A 20,679-nucleotide genomic window follows, 5' to 3' on the forward strand; every position below is an offset into this window, starting at 1 on the left:
TAATCAGATTGAACGGAAGAGAGAAGCATATGAACTTGGAGCGTTCCGAGCGCATTGACATTCCGGTGCTGCCACTTCGGGATGTGGTGGTTTATCCTCACATGGTGATCCCGCTTTTTGTGGGAAGGGAAAAGTCGATACGCTGCCTTGAAGCGGCGATGGACAACGACAAACAGATTCTACTGGTTGCGCAAAAAGATGCCGCCACTGATGATCCAAGTATCTCAGATTTATACACCGTTGGTACGGTGGCAACCATTCTCCAGCTTCTTAAACTTCCAGATGGCACGGTGAAAGTGCTGGTTGAAGGGATGCAGCGTGCGCGCATCGAGCAGTTTAGTGAAGATGATTTCTTCACTGCGCAGGCCGAGTATTTGACCACGCCAAGCTTGGATGAGCGTGAGCAAGAAGTGTTGGTTCGCACGGCGATCAGCCAGTTTGAAGGCTTTATTAAGCTCAACAAGAAGATCCCGCCAGAAGTACTGACATCCTTAAATGGTATTGAAGAGGCGGCGCGTCTCGCTGATACCATTGCTGCCCACATGCCGCTTAAGCTTGAAGACAAGCAAAACGTGTTGGAAATCGTTGATATTTCCGAGCGTCTCGAATACCTGATGACCATGATGGAGTCTGAGATTGACTTGCTTCAGGTTGAGAAGCGCATCCGTGGCCGCGTTAAAAAGCAAATGGAAAAGAGCCAGCGCGAGTACTATCTCAATGAGCAAATGAAAGCCATTCAGAAAGAGCTGGGTGAGCTGGATGATGCGCCGGATGAGTTTGAAGCGCTGAAGCAAAAAATCGAAGAGTCAAAAATGCCGCAGGAGGCGCGGGAAAAAACCGAGCAAGAACTGCAAAAGCTGAAAATGATGTCTCCGATGTCGGCGGAAGCGACTGTGGTACGCAGCTATATCGATTGGATGATTAGTGTGCCATGGGCGAAGCGCTCAAAAGTGAAGAAAAACTTAGCCCGGGCGGAAGAAGTATTGAACGCCGATCACTACGGGCTTGAGCGTGTCAAAGACCGCATCTTGGAATACCTCGCGGTACAGAACCGGATGAAGAAGCTGAAAGGTCCGATTCTTTGCTTAGTGGGACCGCCAGGGGTGGGTAAAACCTCGCTAGGGCAGTCTATTGCGCGTGCCACCGGGCGTAAATATACCCGTATGGCCTTGGGTGGTGTGCGTGATGAAGCGGAAATCCGTGGTCATCGCCGGACCTACATCGGCTCATTACCCGGCAAGCTGATTCAGAAGATGTCTAAAGTGGGCGTCCGTAACCCGCTGTTCCTGCTTGATGAAATCGATAAGGTATCGTCTGACATGCGCGGCGATCCATCATCAGCGTTACTTGAAGTGCTCGATCCTGAGCAAAACAACGCGTTTAACGACCATTATCTAGAGGTCGACTATGATCTCTCGGATGTGATGTTCGTGGCGACGTCTAACTCGATGAATATCCCCGGCCCGCTGCTGGATCGGATGGAAGTGATCCGGCTTTCAGGTTACACCGAGGACGAGAAGCTCAACATTGCTAAACAGCATTTGATTGACAAGCAAGTGGCGCGCAATGGCTTGAAAGCGCATGAGATCACCATTGAAGACTCGGCAATCATCGGCATTATTCGTTACTACACACGCGAAGCGGGCGTACGTAGCCTTGAGCGAGAGATTTCTAAGCTATGCCGCAAGACGGTAAAAGAAATCCTGCTTAATAGCGAACTTAAGCAAGTGACGGTGACGGATGAGAACTTGCCAGATTACTTAGGCGTCCGCCGCTTTGATTACGGTAAAGCGGATGAGCAAAATCGCGTGGGTCAAGTAACTGGGCTTGCTTGGACTGAAGTGGGTGGCGACTTGCTCACTATCGAGACCGAAGCGATGCCAGGTAAAGGCAAACTGACGCACACAGGCTCGCTGGGCGATGTGATGCAAGAGTCGGTGCAAGCGGCGATGACCGTGGTGCGTAGCCGTGCTGACAAACTGGGTATCAATAGCGACTTTTACGAGAAGCGTGATATTCATGTCCACGTCCCTGAAGGCGCTACCCCGAAAGACGGACCGAGCGCAGGTATCGCGATGTGTACCGCGTTAGTTTCAAGCTTAACCGGTAACTCCGTGCGTTCCGATGTGGCAATGACCGGCGAGATCACCTTACGTGGTGAAGTGCTCCCGATTGGTGGCTTGAAAGAAAAACTATTGGCTGCACGTCGCGGGGGTATCAAAACCGTTGTCATTCCAAAAGAGAACGAGCGCGATCTGGAGGACATTCCTGCTAACGTCAAAGAGGATTTATCTATCCATCCAGTGCGCTGGATTGACGAGGTTTTAACCATTGCGTTAGAGAATAACCCACTCGGCATTGAGTTGGTTAACGCCGAAAAGAGTGACATGCAGCAAAATTAAGCAACGTAAAACGCTGACAGGCAGTAAAAGGCTTGTCAGCGTTTTTTTTGCTCGCTAACGTTGCTCTGACGCATTGCCTGCATGGGGCGGGCAAGCGCGCTTTCAACGTCTTTCGTCGACAAAGCGTCTGTTATTGAACACCGCAACATTGATAGGTTTGCGGAGATGTAATCTAAGGGGATGAAAAAGTGAATAAGTCGGAACTGATTGATCATATTGCAGAAGGTGCGGATATTTCTAAGGCCTCAGCAAACCGTGCATTGGATGCCTTCGTCGAGGCGGTGTCTGACACATTGAAGTCAGGCGACCAAGTCGCGCTAGTGGGCTTTGGCACCTTCTCTGTACGCGAACGCGCCGCACGCAAGGGCCGTAACCCGCAGACTGGCGCTGAAATTGATATCGCAGCGGCCAAAGTACCTGGCTTTAAAGCGGGTAAAGCCTTAAAAGACGCCGTTAACGAGTAATAATCACGTGACTCGCTGCCGAATTATTCGCGTTTGACGGGGCGTTGGAGCTGCAAAGCCACTAACAACCGCGTATAATTCTGCACACAAGAGCGTAAAGGCGCATCACATGATGCGCCTTTTTAGTTGAAAACCAACCAGCCCAAACCAGTTGGAGTACCGGCCAGTTATGATGGAACGTATACGCGAAGGCACCAATAGTCTTGCGGTGAAGATCATTTTAAGCCTTATTATCTTTTCCTTTGCTTTTGCCGGTGTCGGCAGCTATCTGGCAGGCGGTTCCAACCCGCCCGCTGCAACCGTCGGCGATAAAGAAATCAGCCGTGCAGAGCTCGATCGAGCTTATCAAAACGAACGTGCTCGTATGCAGCAACAGGCGGGAGAGCAGTTTAATCAACTGCTGGGTAACCCAGAGTATGTGAAGCGTTTTCGTCAAAACATCTTAGATCGAATGATCAATGACTTGCTGTTAGAGCAGGCAGCCAGCGACCTTGGCCTGCGTGTGAGTGATGCACAAGTCAAAGCCGCGATCCGTGAGATGCCACAGTTCCGTCAAGGCGGGCAGTTTAATAACGACCGCTACCAGGCCGCTCTGCGCCAAACGGGCATGAGTGCCGATGAGTTTGCTAATTACATGCGCACGGATTTAATGCGTCAGCAACTGGTAAATGGCTTACAAAGTTCGGGGTTTGTGTTACCGAGTGAGCTGGAAAGCCTGTATCGCCTAGAAGCACAGAGTCGGCAAGTGCGCACCATCACGCTCCCGGTGGATGATTTTGCGGAGCAGGTAACGCTCACGGACGATGAGCTAGAAGCATACTATCAAGCTCACCGAGACGATTATATCCAACCTCGCATGGTCAAAGTCGCTTATGTAGAGCTAACGGGAGAGGGACTGGCTAATGAGGTTCAGATCTCGGATGAAGCCATCGCGACTTATTACCAAGAGAACCAGTCTCAGTATGGCTCACAAGAACGTCGTAAAGTCAGCCACATCCTAATTGAAGGAACAGGTGATGAGGCCAAAGCCAAAGCTGAGCAAGCGTTAGAGCGCCTGAACCAAGGCGACGCATTTTCCGCGCTGGCAAAGGAAATGTCTGATGACACCTTCAGTGCTGAGCAGGGTGGGTCACTGGATTGGATTGAACCTGGTGTGATGGATCCGGCGTTCGAGAAAGCGGCGTATGCGTTGTCAGAGAAAGGCGATACCTCTGGGCTGGTTCAATCTGACTTTGGTTATCATATTATCCGTTTAGATGATATTGATCCGGCGGATGTCACTCCGCTTGCAGAGGTAAAAGACGATATTCGTAGCGAATTGCAACAAGCGCGTGCGGCGGATCGTTTCTACGCGCAGTCTACCACACTAGCGGAAGTCGCGTTTGAAGAAGCGAACGGTTTGGAGCCAGCGGCTGACGCGGTGAATGGCAAGGTGCAGTATACTGATTACTTTGCGTTAGACGCGGCGACTGGCTTGATGGCTCGCCCTCAAATCCAGCAAGCACTTGACAGCTATGATGTACGTGAAAACGGGCTCAACTCAGAGTTGATTGAATTGTCTGGCGAGCATGCCATTGTCGTGCGTCTTGATGATGTGAAGCCGGAAAAGCAGCTCAGCTTTGCTGACGTGAAAGAGCAAGTTCGCGAAACGCTTGCTGCCGAGAAAGGGCAAGAGCAGGCGAAAGAAACGGCTGGAGACTTGATTACCCAGCTCGAAGAAAGCGGTGAGTTAACGGAAAGCGATTACACCTTTAGCGCACCGATGACACTTAACCGTGTGTCGCAACAACAAGCCGTCGCGGAACTGGCGTTTTCTCTGCCACAGCCTGCATCAGAGACGGCGAGTTATGGTGTCACACAAAACCGCCAAGGTGACGTCGTGGTTGTCGCACTGGACAAGGTGGTGACCCCTGAGGTGCCGGCTATCAGCCCGCAAAGTCAAATGGCGGCGCGTGTTCAACGCGCGATGAGTAATACGTCATTGTCTGCGACCTTACAAGCATTGCGTGAAGACGTCGATGTGACTTACGCGGAGTCAGATACCCAGTAAGCGAGTGGGCAGCAGGAGTTCGATCTCTCTCGCACCCTCTTTGCTTGAGTAAGAAAAACGGCGCTAGGACTTTGTCCTGCGTCGTTTTTCTTTTATCGCTCACATGCAAATAGGCGAGCGCGGACTTAGGGTAAGGCTGACATTTCTACAAGGAGTGAAATCATGAAACACCTTTTATCCTGTCTGTTCTTTGCCCTTGCGTTGGTGACGGCGCCGGTGAGTTGGAGTGCTGATGAAAACGCCGCTCAAGCGACTGAGCAAGTTGAGCGTCTTTCCGTTAACATCAATACGGCGAGTGAGCAGCAGTTATCAGATCAACTCAAGGGGATTGGTCCGGCGAAGGCTAAGGCCATTATTGAGTATCGCCAAGCCCACGGTGAATTTAGCTCGCCAGACGCACTGATGGAGGTCAAAGGCATTGGTCCTTCAACATTGGATAAAAACCGAGACCTCATAAAGGTGTAACCACACTCGCGCAAAGTGGTGTTTGCCGCTTTGCGCGAATAATACTTGTGTCTGTTGGCCTGAATGCACACAATGACAGCGATGTGTAGCATGGTAGCAGGATGCGATGACTCAAAAACAAAGCCACTTTTTTGCCCACCTTGCGCGAATGAAGCTGATTTATCGTTGGCCTCTGATGCGCAATGTTTCCGCCGAAAATATCTCTGAACATAGCTTACAAGTTGCCTTTGTGGCGCATGCGCTAGCGTTAATCAATAACAAACGCTTTAATGGCCACTATCAACCCGAGCGTGTTGCGGTATTGGCGATGTTCCATGATTGCAGCGAAGTGATCACCGGTGACTTACCTACCCCAGTCAAGTACTTCAACCCTTCGATTGCGGGGGAGTATAAAAAAATAGAGAAAATGGCTGAGAAAAAGCTTATCGCGATGTTGCCGCCTGAGTTGCAAGAGGAATATAGCGGGCTGATAGACTCAGATCACATCGCGCCGGATGATTACCAGCTGGTTAAACAAGCCGACACCTTATGTGCGTATTTAAAGTGCCTAGAAGAAATTGCCGCGGGGAACCATGAGTTTGAGCAAGCGAAGAAGCGGCTGGAAGCCTCGTTAGAAAAAAGGCGCTCCCCGGCGAGCGATTACTTTATGGCTACCTTTGTGGATAGTTTTACACTCTCGTTGGATGAGATCAGTGATGATGGATTTTGACCTGTCTGACGCCTGGCAAACTCGCCAGATGGCGAATGAGAAAAAAAAGCGCCGTCATGATAAGCGCACGGCCTATCAGCGCGATCGTGCGCGAATTCTGCACTCAGCGGCCTTTCGACGCTTGCAAGCTAAAACCCAGGTGCTCGGTGCCGAGCACAGCGACTTTTATCGGACTCGGTTAACCCATTCACTTGAGGTCTCGCAAATTGGTACCGGTATTGTCGCGCAGCTCAAAGAGAAACAACCCGCATTTCGCCCTCTGCTGCCATCGACGGGTTTGATGGAAAGCCTCTGTTTGGCTCACGATATCGGCCATCCGCCTTATGGTCATGGCGGTGAAATCGCACTGAATTACATGATGCGAAATGACGGTGGTTTTGAGGGCAATGCGCAAACCTTTCGCATTGTCACGCTGCTTGAGCCCTATACACAAGCTCACGGGATGAACTTGGCGCGTCGCACTTTACTGGGAGTGATGAAGTACCCTGCGTTAATCAGTGCCGCTCACAATGGCAATCAGCCTGCGCCCGTTAACGACTTTCGCCATCTCAAAGCGCGGGAGTGGCAACCTGCCAAGGGCATTTATGATGATGATAAAGCGCGGCGAGATTGGGTGCTTGCGCCGCTTAATGAGGCGGATCGCGCGTTATTTTTAGCGTTTCGTGATCATACGGCCACGGATCAACACCGCAAAACACGCTATAAATCACTCGATTGCTCTATTATGGAGCTGGCCGATGACATCGCTTATGGCGTCCATGACTTGGAAGATGCCATCGTGATGGGCTTGGTGACCCGAGAGCAATGGCAAGAGGCGGTCGCCAGTCATTTGGCAGAATGCGGTGACCCTTGGCTAGAGGCCAACATTGGCGAGTTGAGCGAGCAAATGTTTGGCCCACCGTACGAGCGTAAAGACGCCATTGGTGCCTTGGTGAATACCTTATTGACCTCGGTGGAAGTGGCACCGACCAATCAAGATGGCACCCACAGTTTCACCTCGCCGCTATTGGCGTGGAATGCCTATTTGACTGAGGTCATGGCCGGTGTTTTGGAGGTGTTAAAGCGCTTTGTCAGTGAGTTTGTGGTTAAACAGCCAGAGCTTCAGGTGGTGGAGTACAAAGGCCAGCAGTTGGTGATGGAGCTGTTTGATGCCTTTGCGTCTGATCCCGAGCGTTTGTTGCCAACCGACTATCGACGCGATTGGCTGGCCGCCAGAGAGCGGGGAGAATCAGGGATGCGGGTGATTGCTGATTACCTGTCGTCGATGACTGATAGCTTTGCGCAAAAGCTTCACAGCACCATGTTTACCGCCGCCAGTAACGGCCCGCTATACGCGATTCGTTAGCCATGGGCAGAGCGAAAAGGTTGATGGTTTAGCCCCACGAGTAAGACAACAAGCACCTTGCGTGCTCAGTCGCGGCGTTTACTCGCATTGGGTAGAAAAGCGAGTTGGCGTGCAATCATGGTGTCGAAGCTATCGAGCAAAGGCTGGTAGCGTTTGGCATTATCCTCCAACTGACTCAGCGCCATGTACCCGGCCTCGAGCGTGGAAAGCGCCCCTGGCTTGCGACTTTTACGAATCTGATAGTGGCTGGGCATCTTTGCGGCAATACTGACACTGGGAAGTGCCTGTAAATTGGTCGACAACTGATACATTTTATAGGCTTTCTTCCAGGTCCCATCCAGTAGAATAATCCCTTGTTTGGCACTCGCCCCTTCGGCCATCATCTCACTGAGTGGCAGTGCGTTTTCACCGGGGTAGAGCACGACATAATTGATGTCTGGATCCGCCAACAACCCATTCAGTTGGGGATGCTGGCTAAAATCTTCTCCGACTAAGGTAACGCAATGTTGTAGCGAAAGGCTCAGTAGGCAGGCACTATTCTTTGGATGCGAGACTTCATCAGGGTGCTGAAGTAGGATCACGGGATTGGGGTTATCAATCTTGGTAATGGCATCGCAAATGCAAATGGCGTGGGCTTTATGGCAGCGAGAGCAGTATCGAGACATACGAATCAGGGCGCTATAAATGGAATATGGCGATCAATAACACAACGCAAGCCGTGTCGCACGTACTTGCGTTATCAATGGCTTCGCGTGATCAGGCTTTTTGGCTGTACCCGCTCAGAAAGCGTTCAAAGCGACTGATCGCCATCTCCAAGTCATCCACACGGGGAAGGGTTACAAGCCGGAAATGATCGGGTTGATGCCAATTAAACCCCGTACCATGCACCATAAGCACTTTCTCTTGGAGTAAAAAGTCCAGCATCAACTTTTCATCGTTATGGATGTTATACCGCTTGGTGTCGATTTTCGGGAAGAGATAGAGCGCGCCTTTCGGCTTTTTACAGCTCACCCCAGGAATTTGGTTGATAAGCTCGTAGGCTTTGTCGCGCTGCTCCAGCAATCGACCGCCGGGTAAGATAAGCTCATTAATGCTCTGGTATCCCCCCAACGCGGTTTGAATCGCATGTTGCATGGGCACATTGGCACAAAGCCGCATTGATGCCAGCATTTCAAGGCCTTCAATGTACCCGCGCGCGTGTTGTTTGGGGCCGGTTACCAGCATCCAACCAGCGCGAAACCCGCAAACTCGGTAGGCTTTGGATAAACCGTTGAAGGTCAGGCACAGTACATCCGGCGCCAAGGTGGCGATGGAGTAATGTTGCGCGCCATCATAGAGAATTTTATCGTATATTTCGTCGGCAAAAATGATCAGGTTATGCTGGCGCGCGATCTCCACCACTTTCAATAAAAAGTCGCGGCTATAGACCGCCCCTGTCGGATTATTGGGGTTAATCAGGACAATCCCCCGGGTGCTGGGCGTGATCTTACGTTTGATATCCTCTAAGTCTGGATACCAGTCCGACTCTTCATCGCAAAGGTAATGGACAGGCCTGCCCCCTGATAAAGATGCTGCTGCCGTCCAGAGTGGATAGTCGGGTGAGGGCACCAGTAACTCGTCGCCATTGTTAAGCAGCGCTTGCATGGCCATCACGATAAGCTCGGAGGCACCGTTGCCCAAATAGACGTCTTCCACGTCTAAGTCCATCAAGCCGCGTTTTTGGTAGTGCTGTACCACCGCTTTACGGGCGGAATAGAGCCCTTTTGAATCGCAATATCCTTGCGAAGTCGGGAGATTGCGGATCACATCCACCAAGATTTCATCAGGGGCATCAAAGCCAAACGGAGCGGGGTTACCGATATTCAGCTTAAGAATGCGGTGTCCCTCTTCTTCGAGGCGTTTCGCTTCTTTCATGACTGGACCGCGAATGTCGTAGCAGACATCATCCAGCTTGGCGGACATTCCAATGGTTTGCATTAACGTTCCTGTAAATAAAAAGGTGAAAATTGTTATTAGGCTTTTTTGATAACTTACACTATTTGTTTGCCAATTCGAAAGACTTAGGCGGATAAAGTTTTACTGCCACGAATGGAACAAAAAAATCGACCAAGTTTGACAGATAACTGATCTAGCGCATATTTGTAAAAGACGCTCACAGGTAGACTGACAAGCAAGAATAACGTGCTACATAAAAAGAGTACGGATTGACTTGCAAAGAGCACTGCCGCTTAGGCGGTTGGAGGATGTCGTGACTACCTTGATTCAAGCGGCTAATCATTTACAAAGCCAAGTAGCGATCAGTCAAGCGCCTGTTCAACTGACCATGGCGTTTACTTGGCCAGGTGATTTATCGCCCGTTGCTTGGTTGGATGCACAGCCTGTTTACCCGAAAACCTACTGGCAATCACGCGATGGTCGTGAAGAGGTATTGGTACTGGGCGCTGGCCGCCAGTTTTCTCAGTTGTCAGCGGCTCAAGCCAGTCTGTTGCCTGACCAGCGCATTTGGGGCTGTGTGGCCTTTGATGATGCGCCCGGTTATGGTGATTTTTTCTTACCGGTGGTGGAGCTAATTAGGCGCGATCAACAGTGGCACCTGAGCGTTAACCTCACTGAAGCGTGCGACAGTCAAGCTGTACTGAATCAGATCATTTGGCAAGGCCGTCCATTGGCGGCACAACATGCCGTCGTCCGTGAGGAAACACATACACCCAGCCGCGCTCAATGGCGTCAATCTGTCCGTTGTGCGTTGACACACATGGAGCAGACCGCACTACAAAAAGTGGTGCTGGCGCGTCAAACGCGTCTCTCGCTCAATGCACCGATCAGTGCCGGCCAGCTGTTACAGCATAGCCAGCAGCATAACGTCGAGAGTTTTCACTTCCTTTTTGCTACCGGACCTGATGACGCTTTTGTTGGCTCAACCCCGGAGCGGCTATATCGTCGTCGCGATTGTCGTGTCACCACAGAAGCGGTGGCAGGGACGGTGCGTCGTGGTGCAAGCTTTAGTGACGATCACCGCCTTGGTGAGTGGTTATTGCGTGACACCAAAAACGTGCACGAGAATCAGCTGGTGGTGGATGACATTTTCGCCGGACTACGCCGTCATGCGTTAACCATTACGGTTGACCCTGAACCGCATCTGATTGTACTTCGCCATCTTCAGCATTTACGTCGTCGTATCAGCGCCATCATCGGACCTGGTGTCGATGATGCTGTGTTGCTCAGTGCCTTACAGCCCACCGCCGCGGTGGCCGGGTTGCCGCGTGAAAACGCGCGCACCTTTTTAGCCGAGCAAGGCATCGCACGTGGCCGTTATAGCGGTGCAGTCGGTTATCTGTCTCAGCGTGAAAGCCAGTTTTGTGTGGCGATACGCAGTGCCCAAGTGACCGAACATACCGTGGATCTATACGCCGGCGCCGGGATTGTCCCAGGGTCGGATCCGGATGCTGAGTGGCAAGAGCTGGACAATAAGCTCACGACTCTCCGTCAGTGTTTGCCTGCTTGCACCATGCCGGAAAAAGACGCCATCAGACTCGGAGCCTGCTAATGTCGCTTTCTCTCACACACACTTGGGCAGAGGTGATGATAGAAGAGCTATCGCGCCTAGGCATTAGGCATATTTGTATCGCGCCCGGTTCACGTTCCACACCCTTGACGTTGGCCGCGGTGAAACAAAGTCAACACCCCCAACGTCCGGTGACAATCCACCGTCATTTTGATGAGCGCGGGCTGGGTTACCTTGCCCTTGGCTTGGCAAAGAGTGCCCGTGAGCCTGTCGCGGTGATTGTGACCTCAGGCACCGCGGTGGCAAACTTGTTGCCTGCCGTGGTGGAAAGTGGCTTAACCGGTGAACCGTTAGTGATTCTTTCTGCTGACCGCCCATTTGAATTAATCGATTGTGGCGCCAACCAAGCGATTACCCAATCAGGCTTGTTTTCGTCCCATGTGACCGCTGAATTAGCGCTTCCGGCACCGACCGCTGAGATCCCTTTGCCGGCGTTACTCACCAAGGTGGATCAGCTACTTGCACGTCAGGCTGAGCAAGGGGGGAGCGTCCATATTAACTGTCCGTTTCGTGAGCCTTTTTATGGCGAACGCGATGAGACAGAGGAGAAAAAGCTTCGCGAGTCTGTTGCCCACTGGTGGCAAAGCGGCCAGTGTTATACCCGCTATCATCAAGCTCGCTGTTGTGCGATGTCTGAATGGTCGCCTTGGTTTAGGCCGTCTAGTGGGAGCCCGCGAACAGTGATTGTACTTGGTGCCGTGCCGGCGGGGTTGTCCGATGCGGTGGAGTCGTTAGCGAGTGCGCTTCATGCCATTATCTTGGCCGATCCGCAGTCAGGGGTGGCGAGCAGCGCGCCAGGCTACGATCTTTGGCTTAACCACCCCGAGCTTTTCCAGCAATTGAACCAAGCCCAATGGGTGATTCAGCTCGGTGGGCGGTTGGTGTCTAAACGCCTAGGCCAATGGCTGGCGCAAACGCAAGCTCACTACTGGCTGATCAGCGAACACACGCAAGCGCTTGATCCTAACCATCAGTCTTTAGAGCAATTTGTTGTGCCGCCCCCTCATTGGTCGTTTTGGCTCCAGGCGTTGGCTGAGTCAGTGGCTAACACGTACTCTGCACCTGGACAGAATATCGGTAGCGTCAAGACATGGCAGCAGACGTTGATACGAGAAGCCAAGCATCAGATGCAGCAGGCTGCCACAACCTTGTCCCACACGGCATTATCGGAACATAGCGTGTTTCAACAGCTCCCCGCTTTGCTTCCCAAGTGGGCAGATATTTTTATCGGTAATAGCCTAGCGATCCGCTTAGCCGATATATGGTCTGATCTTTCCGGCCATCGGGTGTTTGCTAATCGCGGCGCGTCTGGCATTGATGGTTTACTGGCCTGTGCCGCTGGGGTGCAGCGATACCGCGCTCAACCTATGTTAGTGGTGTTGGGTGATACCAGTGCCCTTTACGATCTTAATAGTTTTGCATTATGGCGAGAGACATCCGCGCCAGCCGCCATCCTTATCCTCAATAACAATGGCGGTGGTATTTTTGATGCGCTGCCGGTTGATCAAACCCTGTGTGATACCTACTACCGGATGTCGCATGACCTCGGGTTTGAACATATCGCGGCGCAATTCTCTTTGGGTTTCCATCAACCCGCTAGCCCAGATGATCTCGTGCGAAGCGTGGATCAGGCGCTCACTACCCCTGGTGCTGATGTGATTGAGGTGGTGACGCCAGCCGGAGAAGCCGGGCAGGTGCTTAGCGAGTGCTTAGCTGCCATGGCCGCAAGGGGGACATATGCTTAGTTACCAGCAAGGCGGCGATCGGCATGGAAAGAAAGTGGTGTTTCTCCATGGTTTTTTAGGTAGCGGAGCAGATTGGCGCACGGTGACCGATAAAATGCACCATTGTCATTGGCTGTGTATTGATCTGCCCGGTCATGGTGGCAGCTTGAGCTGTCAAGCCGTTGACTTTACCACGACTGTGGCAGCAATACGGCAAACGTGCCATCAGGTATGGGGGCACCAAAGAGCATGCTTGGTGGGATACTCGCTCGGCGCGCGTCTTGCTATGCATCTTGTCTGCACTCAACCTAGTCTCTGGCACGCGGTCTTCTTGGAAGCGGGTCATCCTGGGTTGACGGACAGCCACCAACGGCGCAAGCGGCTGGCACAGGATAGCCAGTGGGCGGAACGCTTCGCGCATCAAGCTATCGATGGGGTATTGGCTGAATGGTATCGACAACCGGTTTTTCATTCACTGACCGATGCGCAGCGGGCCGACCTTATCGCGGCGCGTCGTAATAATCATGGCCCTGCTGTGGCGAAAATGCTGATGGCGACCTCCTTGGGTCGCCAGGCGAATTTACGCGCGGGGTTGGGTGAAGCCTTTCGACAAGGCGTCACGATTGACTACCTTTGTGGAGAGCACGACAACAAATTTACCTCACTTGCACACTCACTATGGCAACACACAGGGATCCCCGCCACGCCGATAGAAGGGGCGGGGCACAACAGCCATGTTGAAAACCCAGATAGATTTGTGCAGGTACTGACGCAAAGTCACGCACTCGCTTGACTTTTTATCTTTATGACGGGCCTTGTCCCAAGCAACCGAGAAAAGGGAGACACTATGGCTGTCACGCCAGGGATCACCGAACAAGAGCTTTACGCGCCGATTGAGTGGGTACCCACCGAGCATACGTTTAGCGATATCCTGTACCATAAATCTGCCGACGGCATCGCTCGGATCACGATTAACCGCCCGCAGGTGCGCAATGCATTCCGGCCACAAACGGTAAAAGAAATGATGCAAGCCTTGGCTGATGCGCGCTATGACAGCCGAGTGGGCGTGATTATTCTCACCGGGTTGGGAGAGAAGGCGTTTTGCTCTGGCGGCGATCAGTCCGTGCGGGGTGACTACGGCGGGTATCAAGATGATGAAGGCACGCATCATTTGAATGTGTTGGACTTTCAGCGTCAGATCCGCACCTGTCCTAAACCCGTCATCGCCGCTGTTGCAGGCTATGCCGTCGGTGGTGGCCATGTGCTGCATATGATGTGCGATCTAACCATCGCCGCTGATAACGCCCAATTTGGCCAAACAGGTCCCAAGGTCGGCAGCTTTGACGGCGGCTGGGGGGCGTCTTATATGGCACGGATTGTGGGCCAGAAAAAAGCCCGTGAAATCTGGTTCTTGTGCCGTTTCTACAATGCGCAAGAAGCCGTAGACATGGGATTAGTGAACACAGTCGTGCCATTGGATGAGCTTGAGCGAGAGACAGTGCGTTGGTGCCGGGAAGTGCTCCAACACAGTCCCATGGCGCTGCGCTGCTTAAAAGCGGCGTTGAATGCAGACTGCGATGGGCAGGCGGGGCTGCAAGAACTCGCCGGTAACGCCACCATGATGTTTTACATGACCGATGAAGGGCAAGAGGGGCGCAATGCCTTTAATGAAAAACGCCGCCCTGAATTTGATCGTTTCCCACGTAATCCATAGAGGTCACTATGAGACAGGCACGGATCTATCACTACACCTTGCCAGTCAATGCCGGTTTATTTGTCCGTGATCAGCCGTTAACGGAGCGAGAGGGCTTGGTGGTTGAATTAAGCGAGGGGGCACAACGTGGCTGGGGAGAAATTGCGCCATTACCCGGCTTTAGCCAAGAAACCTTCGCCGAGGCACGTCATGCGTTAATTGCTGCCACCGCGGTTTGGTGTGATCATCGTAATATTGCCATGCCACAACTGCCGCCTTCGGTGGCATGGGGATTAAGCATTGCGCAAGCCGAGTTAGATAAATATTTGCCCACTCAGTCAGGGTTTCGTCATGTGCCTGTGTGCACAGGGGATCCGGATGCGCTGTTAATGACGCTGGGACAACAACCGGCGGGTCAGCCTTATGAGGCAAAAATCAAAGTGGGGGACTATGAGGTCGCCCGCGATCGGTTAATGATCGCGACCTTGTTAGAGGCATTACCGGACTTGAGGTTGCGTCTTGATGCGAATCGTCGCTGGCAGCCCGAGCAACTTGCCAGTTTTTGGAATGGCCTGAGTGAAGCACACCAAGCGCGAATTCACTGGATTGAAGAGCCTTGCCCCGATCCTCACCAGTCGCTCGTCCAAGCGCAGGCCTTAGGCTTTCCTTTGGCGTGGGACGAAAGCTTAACAGAGAGTCGCGACAGTGCGTTGCTTGAACACGATTTGGCATCTGCCTGGGTGATTAAGCCCAGCTTGCTCGGCGATCTGGCCACCATTGAACAATGGGTGAGCCGAGCGCACGCGCAAGGGAAAACAGCGGTGATTAGCTCGGCATTGGAGACCAGTTTGGGCTTAACCCAATTATCTCGGTTGGCAAATTGGTTAACCCCGGGTACTGTGCCAGGACTCGATACATTGGGGATTTATCAGCATCAACTCGATCGCACCTGGCCAGGGGCATCGCAGCCCTTGATCCCACTCCACGATCAACCACTCGTGTGGATAAACACCTTGTGAGTGAGGGCATGTTTGGGTTTGATACTTGGCCATGGCGGCAGTGGGCGGCCATGGCACCGAACGCGAAAGCGATTGATGGCGATACGCCACTTACATGGGGTGAACTCGCCGCTCTCGTGGATGGCCAGCAAGCGCGACTGGGTGAGGCGCCCATTGTGGTACTCGACAGCGCATTGTCGCAAAGGGCGCTGATCGTGGGGATGCTCGCGGCATGGCAGGCAGGAAAAAAAACGCTAGTATTGAATCAAGCTTTAAGTGACGAGGTGCAAGCCACAGTGCTGAGTCAACTTGGTGTCTATCAATTTTTGCCTGACCGCTCGCGTGAACCGGATGTCAATGTGCTGCCAACGATGAGCCATTGGCAACCCGATCAGCCTTTGACGTTAACTTTAACCTCGGGGTCAACCGGTACGCCTAAGGTGATTGCTCACGCGGCTCATCAGCACCTCGCCAGTGCTGCCGGTTTAACCCAAATGCTGCCTTTTTTGGGCTTGGCGGATAAGACGACCTCTCTAGAAAACCGCGTCGATCGTTGGCTCTTATCGTTGCCACTATTTCATATCTCCGGCTTAGCCATTGTATGGCGTTGGTTATATAAAGGCGCACAGCTGGCTATCTATCCATGTCGTGGGGAAAGCATGGCATCGGCGCTCACACATGTTAGCCACGCCTCGTTAGTGCCCACGCAGCTCTATCGCGTGTTGCCCTCACTGAGACAATGCCCAGATACTTCCACCTTATCTCACGTGTTGCTCGGTGGCGCTGCGATTTCCAGTGCACTGACGGAGCAGGCAGAACAACAAGGGGTAAGCTGTTGGTGTGGGTATGGGATGACGGAAACGGCATCGACGGTCACCTTAAAGCGAGCCGATGGACAGGATGACGTGGGCACTATATTGCCTTATCGCGATCTGATGGTGGCGGATGACGGTGAGGTCATCCATCGCGGGGAGACGTTAGCTTTAGGGGTTTGGCAAGCGGGTGCCCTGCATCAAATTGATGCTTCTACAGGACTGGCTTCGCGTGATGTAGCCAGCTGGTGTACGGACGTTCAGCCGCCGACACTGCGCATCATCGGGCGGAAGGATAATCAATTTATCTGCGGTGGGGAGAACGTTCAGCCCGAGGTGATTGAGGCACATTTGCAACAGTGTGCCGAGATCCGTCAGGCCATGGTCGTTCCGATTGACGATCGCGAATTCGGGGCGCGCCCGTTGGCGATTATCCAGAGTCGGGGCCACCTCAACGCCCAGCAGCTGGCTGACTATTGTCGGCGCTTGCCCGCTTATCAACGCCCAGTCGCGTTTTTACCTTGGCCATCTTTGTCGCCCGAGGCGGGGATTAAGCCGTCTCGAGCGCTATTAACCCAATGGGCGCAACGCCAAGCGATTGACTAAGGCCGATCGGCGCGCAGACGAATGACTTCATTGCGCATATGCTCTGAAGTCGCTTGCTCTGGTTCAACGGCTGGACCGGCGACGACCGTGACTTTAGACCAAAAACGCTTGGGCAGTTTTAACATGGCTTTGCCGCCATGACGGCTAAAGTAGCTGCCCCACAGGCCTTGTAACGCCATCGGCACCACAGGCACCGGCGAGCGTTGCAAAATCATATCCATCCCGCGGCGGAACTGGTCGATTTCGCCGTCATAGCTGAGATGCCCTTCCGGGAAAATCAGTACCACTTCGCCATTATCAAGCGCCTTTTGAATCTCGTTCATGGCGGCCCGGATCGTGCGGCTGCGGTGGCTAATGGGGATCACTTTTGACGTTCGGAAAAACCAATGCAGCACCGGTAATTGATACAAATCTTCAAACATCACAAAACGGATAGGACGGTGACACGCCCCGGCTAACAAGAGCGCATCCATATAACTGACATGGTTACAAATCAGTAAGGCACCGCCTTTTTCAGGAATATGGTGTAAGTCTTGGTGTTTTACCCGATACAAGGTATGGGTGACCATCCAGGTAAAAAAGCGCAAGGCGAAAATGGGAACCAGCTTGCTGACATAGATAGCCACCAAGAAGTTGAGCACCGCCAAGACCAAGAAGAATTCCGCGATAGATAACTCCACCACCACCAAGAGGGTGATACCGAGTATCGCACTGCCCACCATAAATAAGGCATTGAAAATATTGTTGGCGGCAATCACACGCGCACGTGCGGCTTTATCGGCGCGTTGTTGCATCAGACTATACAGCGGCACAATAAAAACCCCGCCACACACGCCAATCATCAATAGGTCGATAAATACCCAGGTCAGAGCTGGATCAGTGATAAAAGCAAGCAGGCTGGTGTGGAGCGTTGGATCGGCTGGCGTGGCAAAAAACAAATGTAAGCCAAAGCCGGTTAATCCTAAACTGCCCAAGGGGACAATGCCGGGCTCGATACGATGACCAGAAAGCTTATCGCACAGCAATGCGCCCACAGCGATGCCAACAGAAAACAAGGTGAGCAGAAACGACACGCCGATTTCACCGCCACCGATCGAGGCGGTGAATTTGGGAAACTGGGTTAAATAGCTGGCACCTAGAAACCAAAACCAGCTGATCCCGAGAATCGCTTGCAAGGTGACCTTGTCTTTACGCGCGAAACGCAGGGTTTGTCGCATTAAAGCAACCGGCCGGTAACGTAAATTGAGCCCAGGGTTCCCGGCAGGCGCAGGTGGGATGGCATGGGCAGACATGACGCCAAGCAACGCAAAACTTAATACGGCTATCCCTGAGATCAGGTTAGAGTCAGGGTGATGGGCAATAAAGCCCGCCAGCAAGGTACCGAGCAGAATCGATAAGAAGGTGCCGGTTTCCACCAAGGCATTGCCTGAAACAAGCTCTTTGTCATTGAGCGTTTGTGGCAGTAATGCGTATTTCACCGGGCCAAAAAAAGCCGATTGGGTGCCCATCAAAAACAGTAATCCGAGTAACACATTCCAAGCGTGGAAATACAGCGCGACAGCGGCACTCGACATGATCACCACTTCCAACCATTTCACCCGCCGCATGATCAGCGCTTTGTCGTATTTGTCCGCAAGCTCGCCCGCAAAGGCAGAAAATAGGAAAAAAGGCAGAATAAACAGACCAGCAGCGGCGTTGATAAACAGCGTAGCATCCATCGGCAGTTGATCGGCCGAGGCGAACGCGACCATGATCACCAACACATTCTTATAGACGTTATCGTTAAACGCGCCTAATGCCTGGGTAATAAAATAAGGCAAAAAACGTCGCTCGCGTAAAAGCTGAAACTGTTGGCTCATTTAGGCAGATCCATTTCGCGTTGCAGTAAGCGACTTATACTAGCAGCGAGCGAGGTGTGCGCAACCTTGAATGCGTTGCGCATCATTTAGTGAGTTGACAAAAAGGCAGACTAAGAGAATTTTTGCATGTTTTTAATCGACACTTGCTCATTGAGTGTCCAAAAATCATACAGCACACCAATTAAGAAAAAGCCACCGGTAAATAGGTAAATAAAGCCAGTGATCCATTTACCCATGTACATACGGTGAATGCCAAACACACCCAGAAAGGTCAGTAATAGCCAGGCAATGGTAAAATCCGTAGGGCCACTGCGAAAACGGAGATCGGCTTCATTGTCCATGGCGGGAATCAAGAATAAATCCACAATCCAGCCGACAAAGAACAGGCCTAGGGTGAAAAACCAGAGGGTGCCAGTTACCGGTTTACCATAGTAAAATCGATGGGATCCGAGAAAACCAAAGATCCAGAGTAAGTAACCAACAAATTTACTGTGGGTATCATTCATGGCTTGGTCCTATTGCAGTGAAAGAATACTAATGGCTTGGAGTCCCAGTGCGGCAAATGGTTCCTACTGACGACAAAACAGGGGTGTCTAGATGACGTTTGGTAACAATTATTCCCATTTTGCCAATTGACTTCATCACCAGAGACTCTAGCATGATAGCGGTCTAAAACCACAGATGATGCGATAATGAAAAAATTATTCTCTGTTGCCGCCTTGATGTTTGTCTTTGTTGTGACAGCGCCCTATGCAGAAGCGAAACGCTTCGGCGGTGGTAAGTCTTTTGGTAAGAGCTTTAAAACCGCGCCTGCGCCAAAAAATAACACCACTAATACTAATACCCTTAAACAGAACACCTCGAAAACCAGTAAAAAAGGACTCGCGGGGGGGCTACTCGGCGGTTTGCTCGCCGGTGGTTTACTGGCCGCTTTCTTCGGCGGTGCCTTTGAAGGTATCCAATTTATGGACATCTTGATTTTGGGTGTCATTGCTTACTTTGCGATGAAGTTTCTCCGCGGACTGACCCAAGCCAAAGCGGGCGCACAAGCGCAAGGGCCAGCGTACGCGGGGCAAAATAAAGGCTATTACCATGAGCAGCCTCATGCGTTTAGACAAGAGGCGCCGACAGCTGCTGGTGGATCTTCGAGTGGGTTTGGTGCCACAAACAATGATGTGCCATTTAACTTCCCGCCTCAGTTCGATATGCAAAGTTTCTTGAGCGGTGCCCGTGAGCACTATCGGATTTTGCAAGGTGCGTGGAACCATAACGAGTTGGATAAAATCCAAGAATATGTGACGCCTGAGCTTTATAACGATCTGGCTGCCGAGCGTGCACGATTGGGGAGTGAACAACATACTGAAGTCATGTATGTGGATGCCGAGATTGTTCGCGCCGATTATGACAGCCGCATGGCACAATTGAGCTTAAAATTCACCGGCCGTTATTGTGATCGCGTGGAGGGGGTCGAAGAAGATATTACCGATATCTGGCACCTAGAGCGTGACCTACGCCAGCCCAATGCGCCTTGGCTAATTGTAGGCATTCAAAGCTAACAAGCTCGCGGTGATAATACGCTGATAGATATAGCGCTGGCTGAGACAAGCCAGCGTTTTTTATGTCGCCGCTTCCAGATAAATCAGGTTGTCGAGCGCTTGCTGGTATGAGTTGCCACATACCTCGGGATCCGCATCGAATGCGGTACACACCTCGGGGCGGGCCTCCGATCCAAACAGCTTGCAGAGGTTGCGATCATCTAGCTGCACACAACGAGTGTGAGCGGGCTTACCGTTTGGCATACCAGGGATCGGTGACGAAATGCTAGGAGCGATACAGCACGCGCCACAGCCAAGGCGGCACGAAAATGGCGATGCAGTGGGCATAATCATGGCCTCCGTCAAGGTGCAAAGTCGGGCACTCTATCACTCACTTTTGCACTATCCAAGCCATACAAAGGCTTGCTTGCACTTTAGGCCGATGATGGTTA

General features: G+C 52.2%; 18 protein-coding genes. 13 read left to right on the forward strand and 5 right to left on the reverse strand.

The window, feature by feature from the left end; translation table 11 throughout:
- Window positions 1-29: 29 nt before the first annotated feature.
- From lon to BZG13_RS02505, 6 genes are all read left to right on the forward strand, one after another.
- Window positions 30-2,402, forward strand: coding sequence for an endopeptidase La (gene lon / locus BZG13_RS02480; protein ID WP_069362054.1), 2,373 nt, complete (start codon window positions 30-32; stop codon window positions 2,400-2,402).
- Between the two features lie 188 nt (window positions 2,403-2,590).
- On the forward strand, window positions 2,591-2,866 hold the full coding sequence (locus tag BZG13_RS02485) for an HU family DNA-binding protein (protein WP_046075257.1): 276 nt from the start codon (window positions 2,591-2,593) through the stop codon (window positions 2,864-2,866).
- A gap of 169 nt (window positions 2,867-3,035) precedes the next feature.
- Window positions 3,036-4,916 (forward strand): peptidylprolyl isomerase, encoded by a 1,881-nt coding sequence (ppiD, locus tag BZG13_RS02490; RefSeq protein WP_077484729.1) that lies wholly within the window; start codon window positions 3,036-3,038, stop codon window positions 4,914-4,916.
- A gap of 162 nt (window positions 4,917-5,078) precedes the next feature.
- Window positions 5,079-5,381 carry a ComEA family DNA-binding protein gene (locus BZG13_RS02495; protein WP_102505046.1) on the forward strand — a complete coding sequence of 101 codons (303 nt, stop codon included), beginning with the start codon at window positions 5,079-5,081 and terminating at the stop codon, window positions 5,379-5,381.
- Between the two features lie 106 nt (window positions 5,382-5,487).
- Entirely contained in the window at window positions 5,488-6,090 is a 603-nt protein-coding gene (gene yfbR / locus BZG13_RS02500) for a 5'-deoxynucleotidase (protein ID WP_069362051.1), read from the forward strand.
- The gene (locus BZG13_RS02505; protein WP_077484733.1) at window positions 6,077-7,435 is read left to right on the forward strand and encodes an anti-phage deoxyguanosine triphosphatase; all 1,359 of its coding nucleotides are present in this window, start codon (window positions 6,077-6,079) and stop codon (window positions 7,433-7,435) included. Before yfbR ends, BZG13_RS02505 begins: the two co-directional genes overlap by 14 nt.
- A 65-nt stretch (window positions 7,436-7,500) precedes the next feature.
- On the opposite strand, the gene BZG13_RS02510 is transcribed toward BZG13_RS02505, so the two are convergent.
- Both BZG13_RS02510 and BZG13_RS02515 read right to left on the reverse strand, forming a co-directional pair.
- Window positions 7,501-8,100 (reverse strand): tRNA-uridine aminocarboxypropyltransferase, encoded by a 600-nt coding sequence (locus tag BZG13_RS02510; RefSeq protein ID WP_077484735.1) that lies wholly within the window; start codon window positions 8,098-8,100, stop codon window positions 7,501-7,503.
- Window positions 8,101-8,191: 91 nt separating this feature from the next.
- On the reverse strand, window positions 8,192-9,412 hold the full coding sequence (locus BZG13_RS02515) for a pyridoxal phosphate-dependent aminotransferase (protein WP_077484737.1): 1,221 nt from the start codon (window positions 9,410-9,412) through the stop codon (window positions 8,192-8,194).
- Between the two features lie 271 nt (window positions 9,413-9,683).
- Here BZG13_RS02515 and BZG13_RS02520 point away from each other — a divergent pair, with 271 nt between their 5' ends.
- Genes BZG13_RS02520 through BZG13_RS02545 form a run of 6 tightly spaced genes read left to right on the forward strand, consistent with a single transcriptional unit; the run spans window position 9,684 to window position 16,833 of the window.
- Entirely contained in the window at window positions 9,684-10,982 is a 1,299-nt protein-coding gene (locus BZG13_RS02520) for an isochorismate synthase (protein WP_241824764.1), read from the forward strand.
- On the forward strand, window positions 10,982-12,745 hold the full coding sequence (gene menD, locus BZG13_RS02525; RefSeq protein WP_077484739.1) for a 2-succinyl-5-enolpyruvyl-6-hydroxy-3-cyclohexene-1-carboxylic-acid synthase: 1,764 nt from the start codon (window positions 10,982-10,984) through the stop codon (window positions 12,743-12,745). Before BZG13_RS02520 ends, menD begins: the two co-directional genes overlap by 1 nt.
- The gene (gene menH, locus BZG13_RS02530; RefSeq protein ID WP_077484741.1) at window positions 12,738-13,517 is read left to right on the forward strand and encodes a 2-succinyl-6-hydroxy-2,4-cyclohexadiene-1-carboxylate synthase; all 780 of its coding nucleotides are present in this window, start codon (window positions 12,738-12,740) and stop codon (window positions 13,515-13,517) included. Before menD ends, menH begins: the two co-directional genes overlap by 8 nt.
- Before the next feature lie 54 nt (window positions 13,518-13,571).
- Window positions 13,572-14,438, forward strand: coding sequence for a 1,4-dihydroxy-2-naphthoyl-CoA synthase (gene menB / locus BZG13_RS02535; RefSeq protein ID WP_069362044.1), 867 nt, complete (start codon window positions 13,572-13,574; stop codon window positions 14,436-14,438).
- 8 nt (window positions 14,439-14,446) lie between these two features.
- Window positions 14,447-15,436, forward strand: a complete 990-nt coding sequence (menC, locus tag BZG13_RS02540) for an o-succinylbenzoate synthase (protein ID WP_077484743.1) — start codon at window positions 14,447-14,449, stop codon at window positions 15,434-15,436.
- A complete protein-coding gene (locus BZG13_RS02545; protein ID WP_158074859.1) occupies window positions 15,418-16,833 on the forward strand; it encodes an AMP-binding protein in 1,416 nt (471 codons plus the stop codon). The genes menC and BZG13_RS02545 overlap by 19 nt, the downstream gene beginning before the upstream one ends.
- Here the strand turns inward: BZG13_RS02545 and BZG13_RS02550 are convergent.
- Both BZG13_RS02550 and BZG13_RS02555 read right to left on the reverse strand, forming a co-directional pair.
- Window positions 16,830-18,692: an MFS transporter gene (locus tag BZG13_RS02550; protein ID WP_077484747.1), complete on the reverse strand. Its 1,863-nt coding sequence runs from the start codon at window positions 18,690-18,692 to the stop codon at window positions 16,830-16,832. The two genes, BZG13_RS02545 and BZG13_RS02550, sit on opposite strands and share 4 nt — an antisense overlap.
- 110 nt (window positions 18,693-18,802) lie before the next feature.
- The gene (locus BZG13_RS02555; protein WP_077484749.1) at window positions 18,803-19,198 is read right to left on the reverse strand and encodes an NINE protein; all 396 of its coding nucleotides are present in this window, start codon (window positions 19,196-19,198) and stop codon (window positions 18,803-18,805) included.
- Between the two features lie 186 nt (window positions 19,199-19,384).
- Between BZG13_RS02555 and BZG13_RS02560 the strand changes: the two genes are divergently transcribed.
- Window positions 19,385-20,248, forward strand: coding sequence for a Tim44 domain-containing protein (locus tag BZG13_RS02560; RefSeq protein ID WP_077484751.1), 864 nt, complete (start codon window positions 19,385-19,387; stop codon window positions 20,246-20,248).
- 60 nt (window positions 20,249-20,308) lie between these two features.
- Here BZG13_RS02560 and BZG13_RS02565 read toward each other — a convergent pair whose 3' ends face one another.
- Window positions 20,309-20,575 carry a YkgJ family cysteine cluster protein gene (locus BZG13_RS02565; RefSeq protein ID WP_077484897.1) on the reverse strand — a complete coding sequence of 89 codons (267 nt, stop codon included), beginning with the start codon at window positions 20,573-20,575 and terminating at the stop codon, window positions 20,309-20,311.
- Window positions 20,576-20,679: the final 104 nt, after the last annotated feature.

Origin of the sequence: Salinivibrio sp. ML323 (assembly GCF_001995745.1) — a bacterium.
In the GTDB taxonomy this organism is placed as follows: domain Bacteria; phylum Pseudomonadota; class Gammaproteobacteria; order Enterobacterales; family Vibrionaceae; genus Salinivibrio; species Salinivibrio kushneri.

Coding starts and splice junctions, on each gene's coding strand:
- ppiD (WP_077484729.1), top strand. CDS start 3,036: ATGATGGAACGTATACGCGAAGGCACCAATAGTCTTGCGGTGAAGATC.
- menB (WP_069362044.1), top strand. CDS start 13,572: ATGGCTGTCACGCCAGGGATCACCGAACAAGAGCTTTACGCGCCGATT.
- BZG13_RS02510 (WP_077484735.1), bottom strand. CDS start 8,100: ATGTCTCGATACTGCTCTCGCTGCCATAAAGCCCACGCCATTTGCATT.
- BZG13_RS02495 (WP_102505046.1), top strand. CDS start 5,079: ATGAAACACCTTTTATCCTGTCTGTTCTTTGCCCTTGCGTTGGTGACG.
- menD (WP_077484739.1), top strand. CDS start 10,982: ATGTCGCTTTCTCTCACACACACTTGGGCAGAGGTGATGATAGAAGAG.
- yfbR (WP_069362051.1), top strand. CDS start 5,488: ATGACTCAAAAACAAAGCCACTTTTTTGCCCACCTTGCGCGAATGAAG.
- menH (WP_077484741.1), top strand. CDS start 12,738: ATGCTTAGTTACCAGCAAGGCGGCGATCGGCATGGAAAGAAAGTGGTG.
- BZG13_RS02550 (WP_077484747.1), bottom strand. CDS start 18,692: ATGAGCCAACAGTTTCAGCTTTTACGCGAGCGACGTTTTTTGCCTTAT.
- BZG13_RS02560 (WP_077484751.1), top strand. CDS start 19,385: ATGAAAAAATTATTCTCTGTTGCCGCCTTGATGTTTGTCTTTGTTGTG.
- BZG13_RS02505 (WP_077484733.1), top strand. CDS start 6,077: ATGATGGATTTTGACCTGTCTGACGCCTGGCAAACTCGCCAGATGGCG.
- menC (WP_077484743.1), top strand. CDS start 14,447: ATGAGACAGGCACGGATCTATCACTACACCTTGCCAGTCAATGCCGGT.
- BZG13_RS02515 (WP_077484737.1), bottom strand. CDS start 9,412: ATGCAAACCATTGGAATGTCCGCCAAGCTGGATGATGTCTGCTACGAC.
- BZG13_RS02555 (WP_077484749.1), bottom strand. CDS start 19,198: ATGAATGATACCCACAGTAAATTTGTTGGTTACTTACTCTGGATCTTT.
- lon (WP_069362054.1), top strand. CDS start 30: ATGAACTTGGAGCGTTCCGAGCGCATTGACATTCCGGTGCTGCCACTT.
- BZG13_RS02565 (WP_077484897.1), bottom strand. CDS start 20,575: ATGCCCACTGCATCGCCATTTTCGTGCCGCCTTGGCTGTGGCGCGTGC.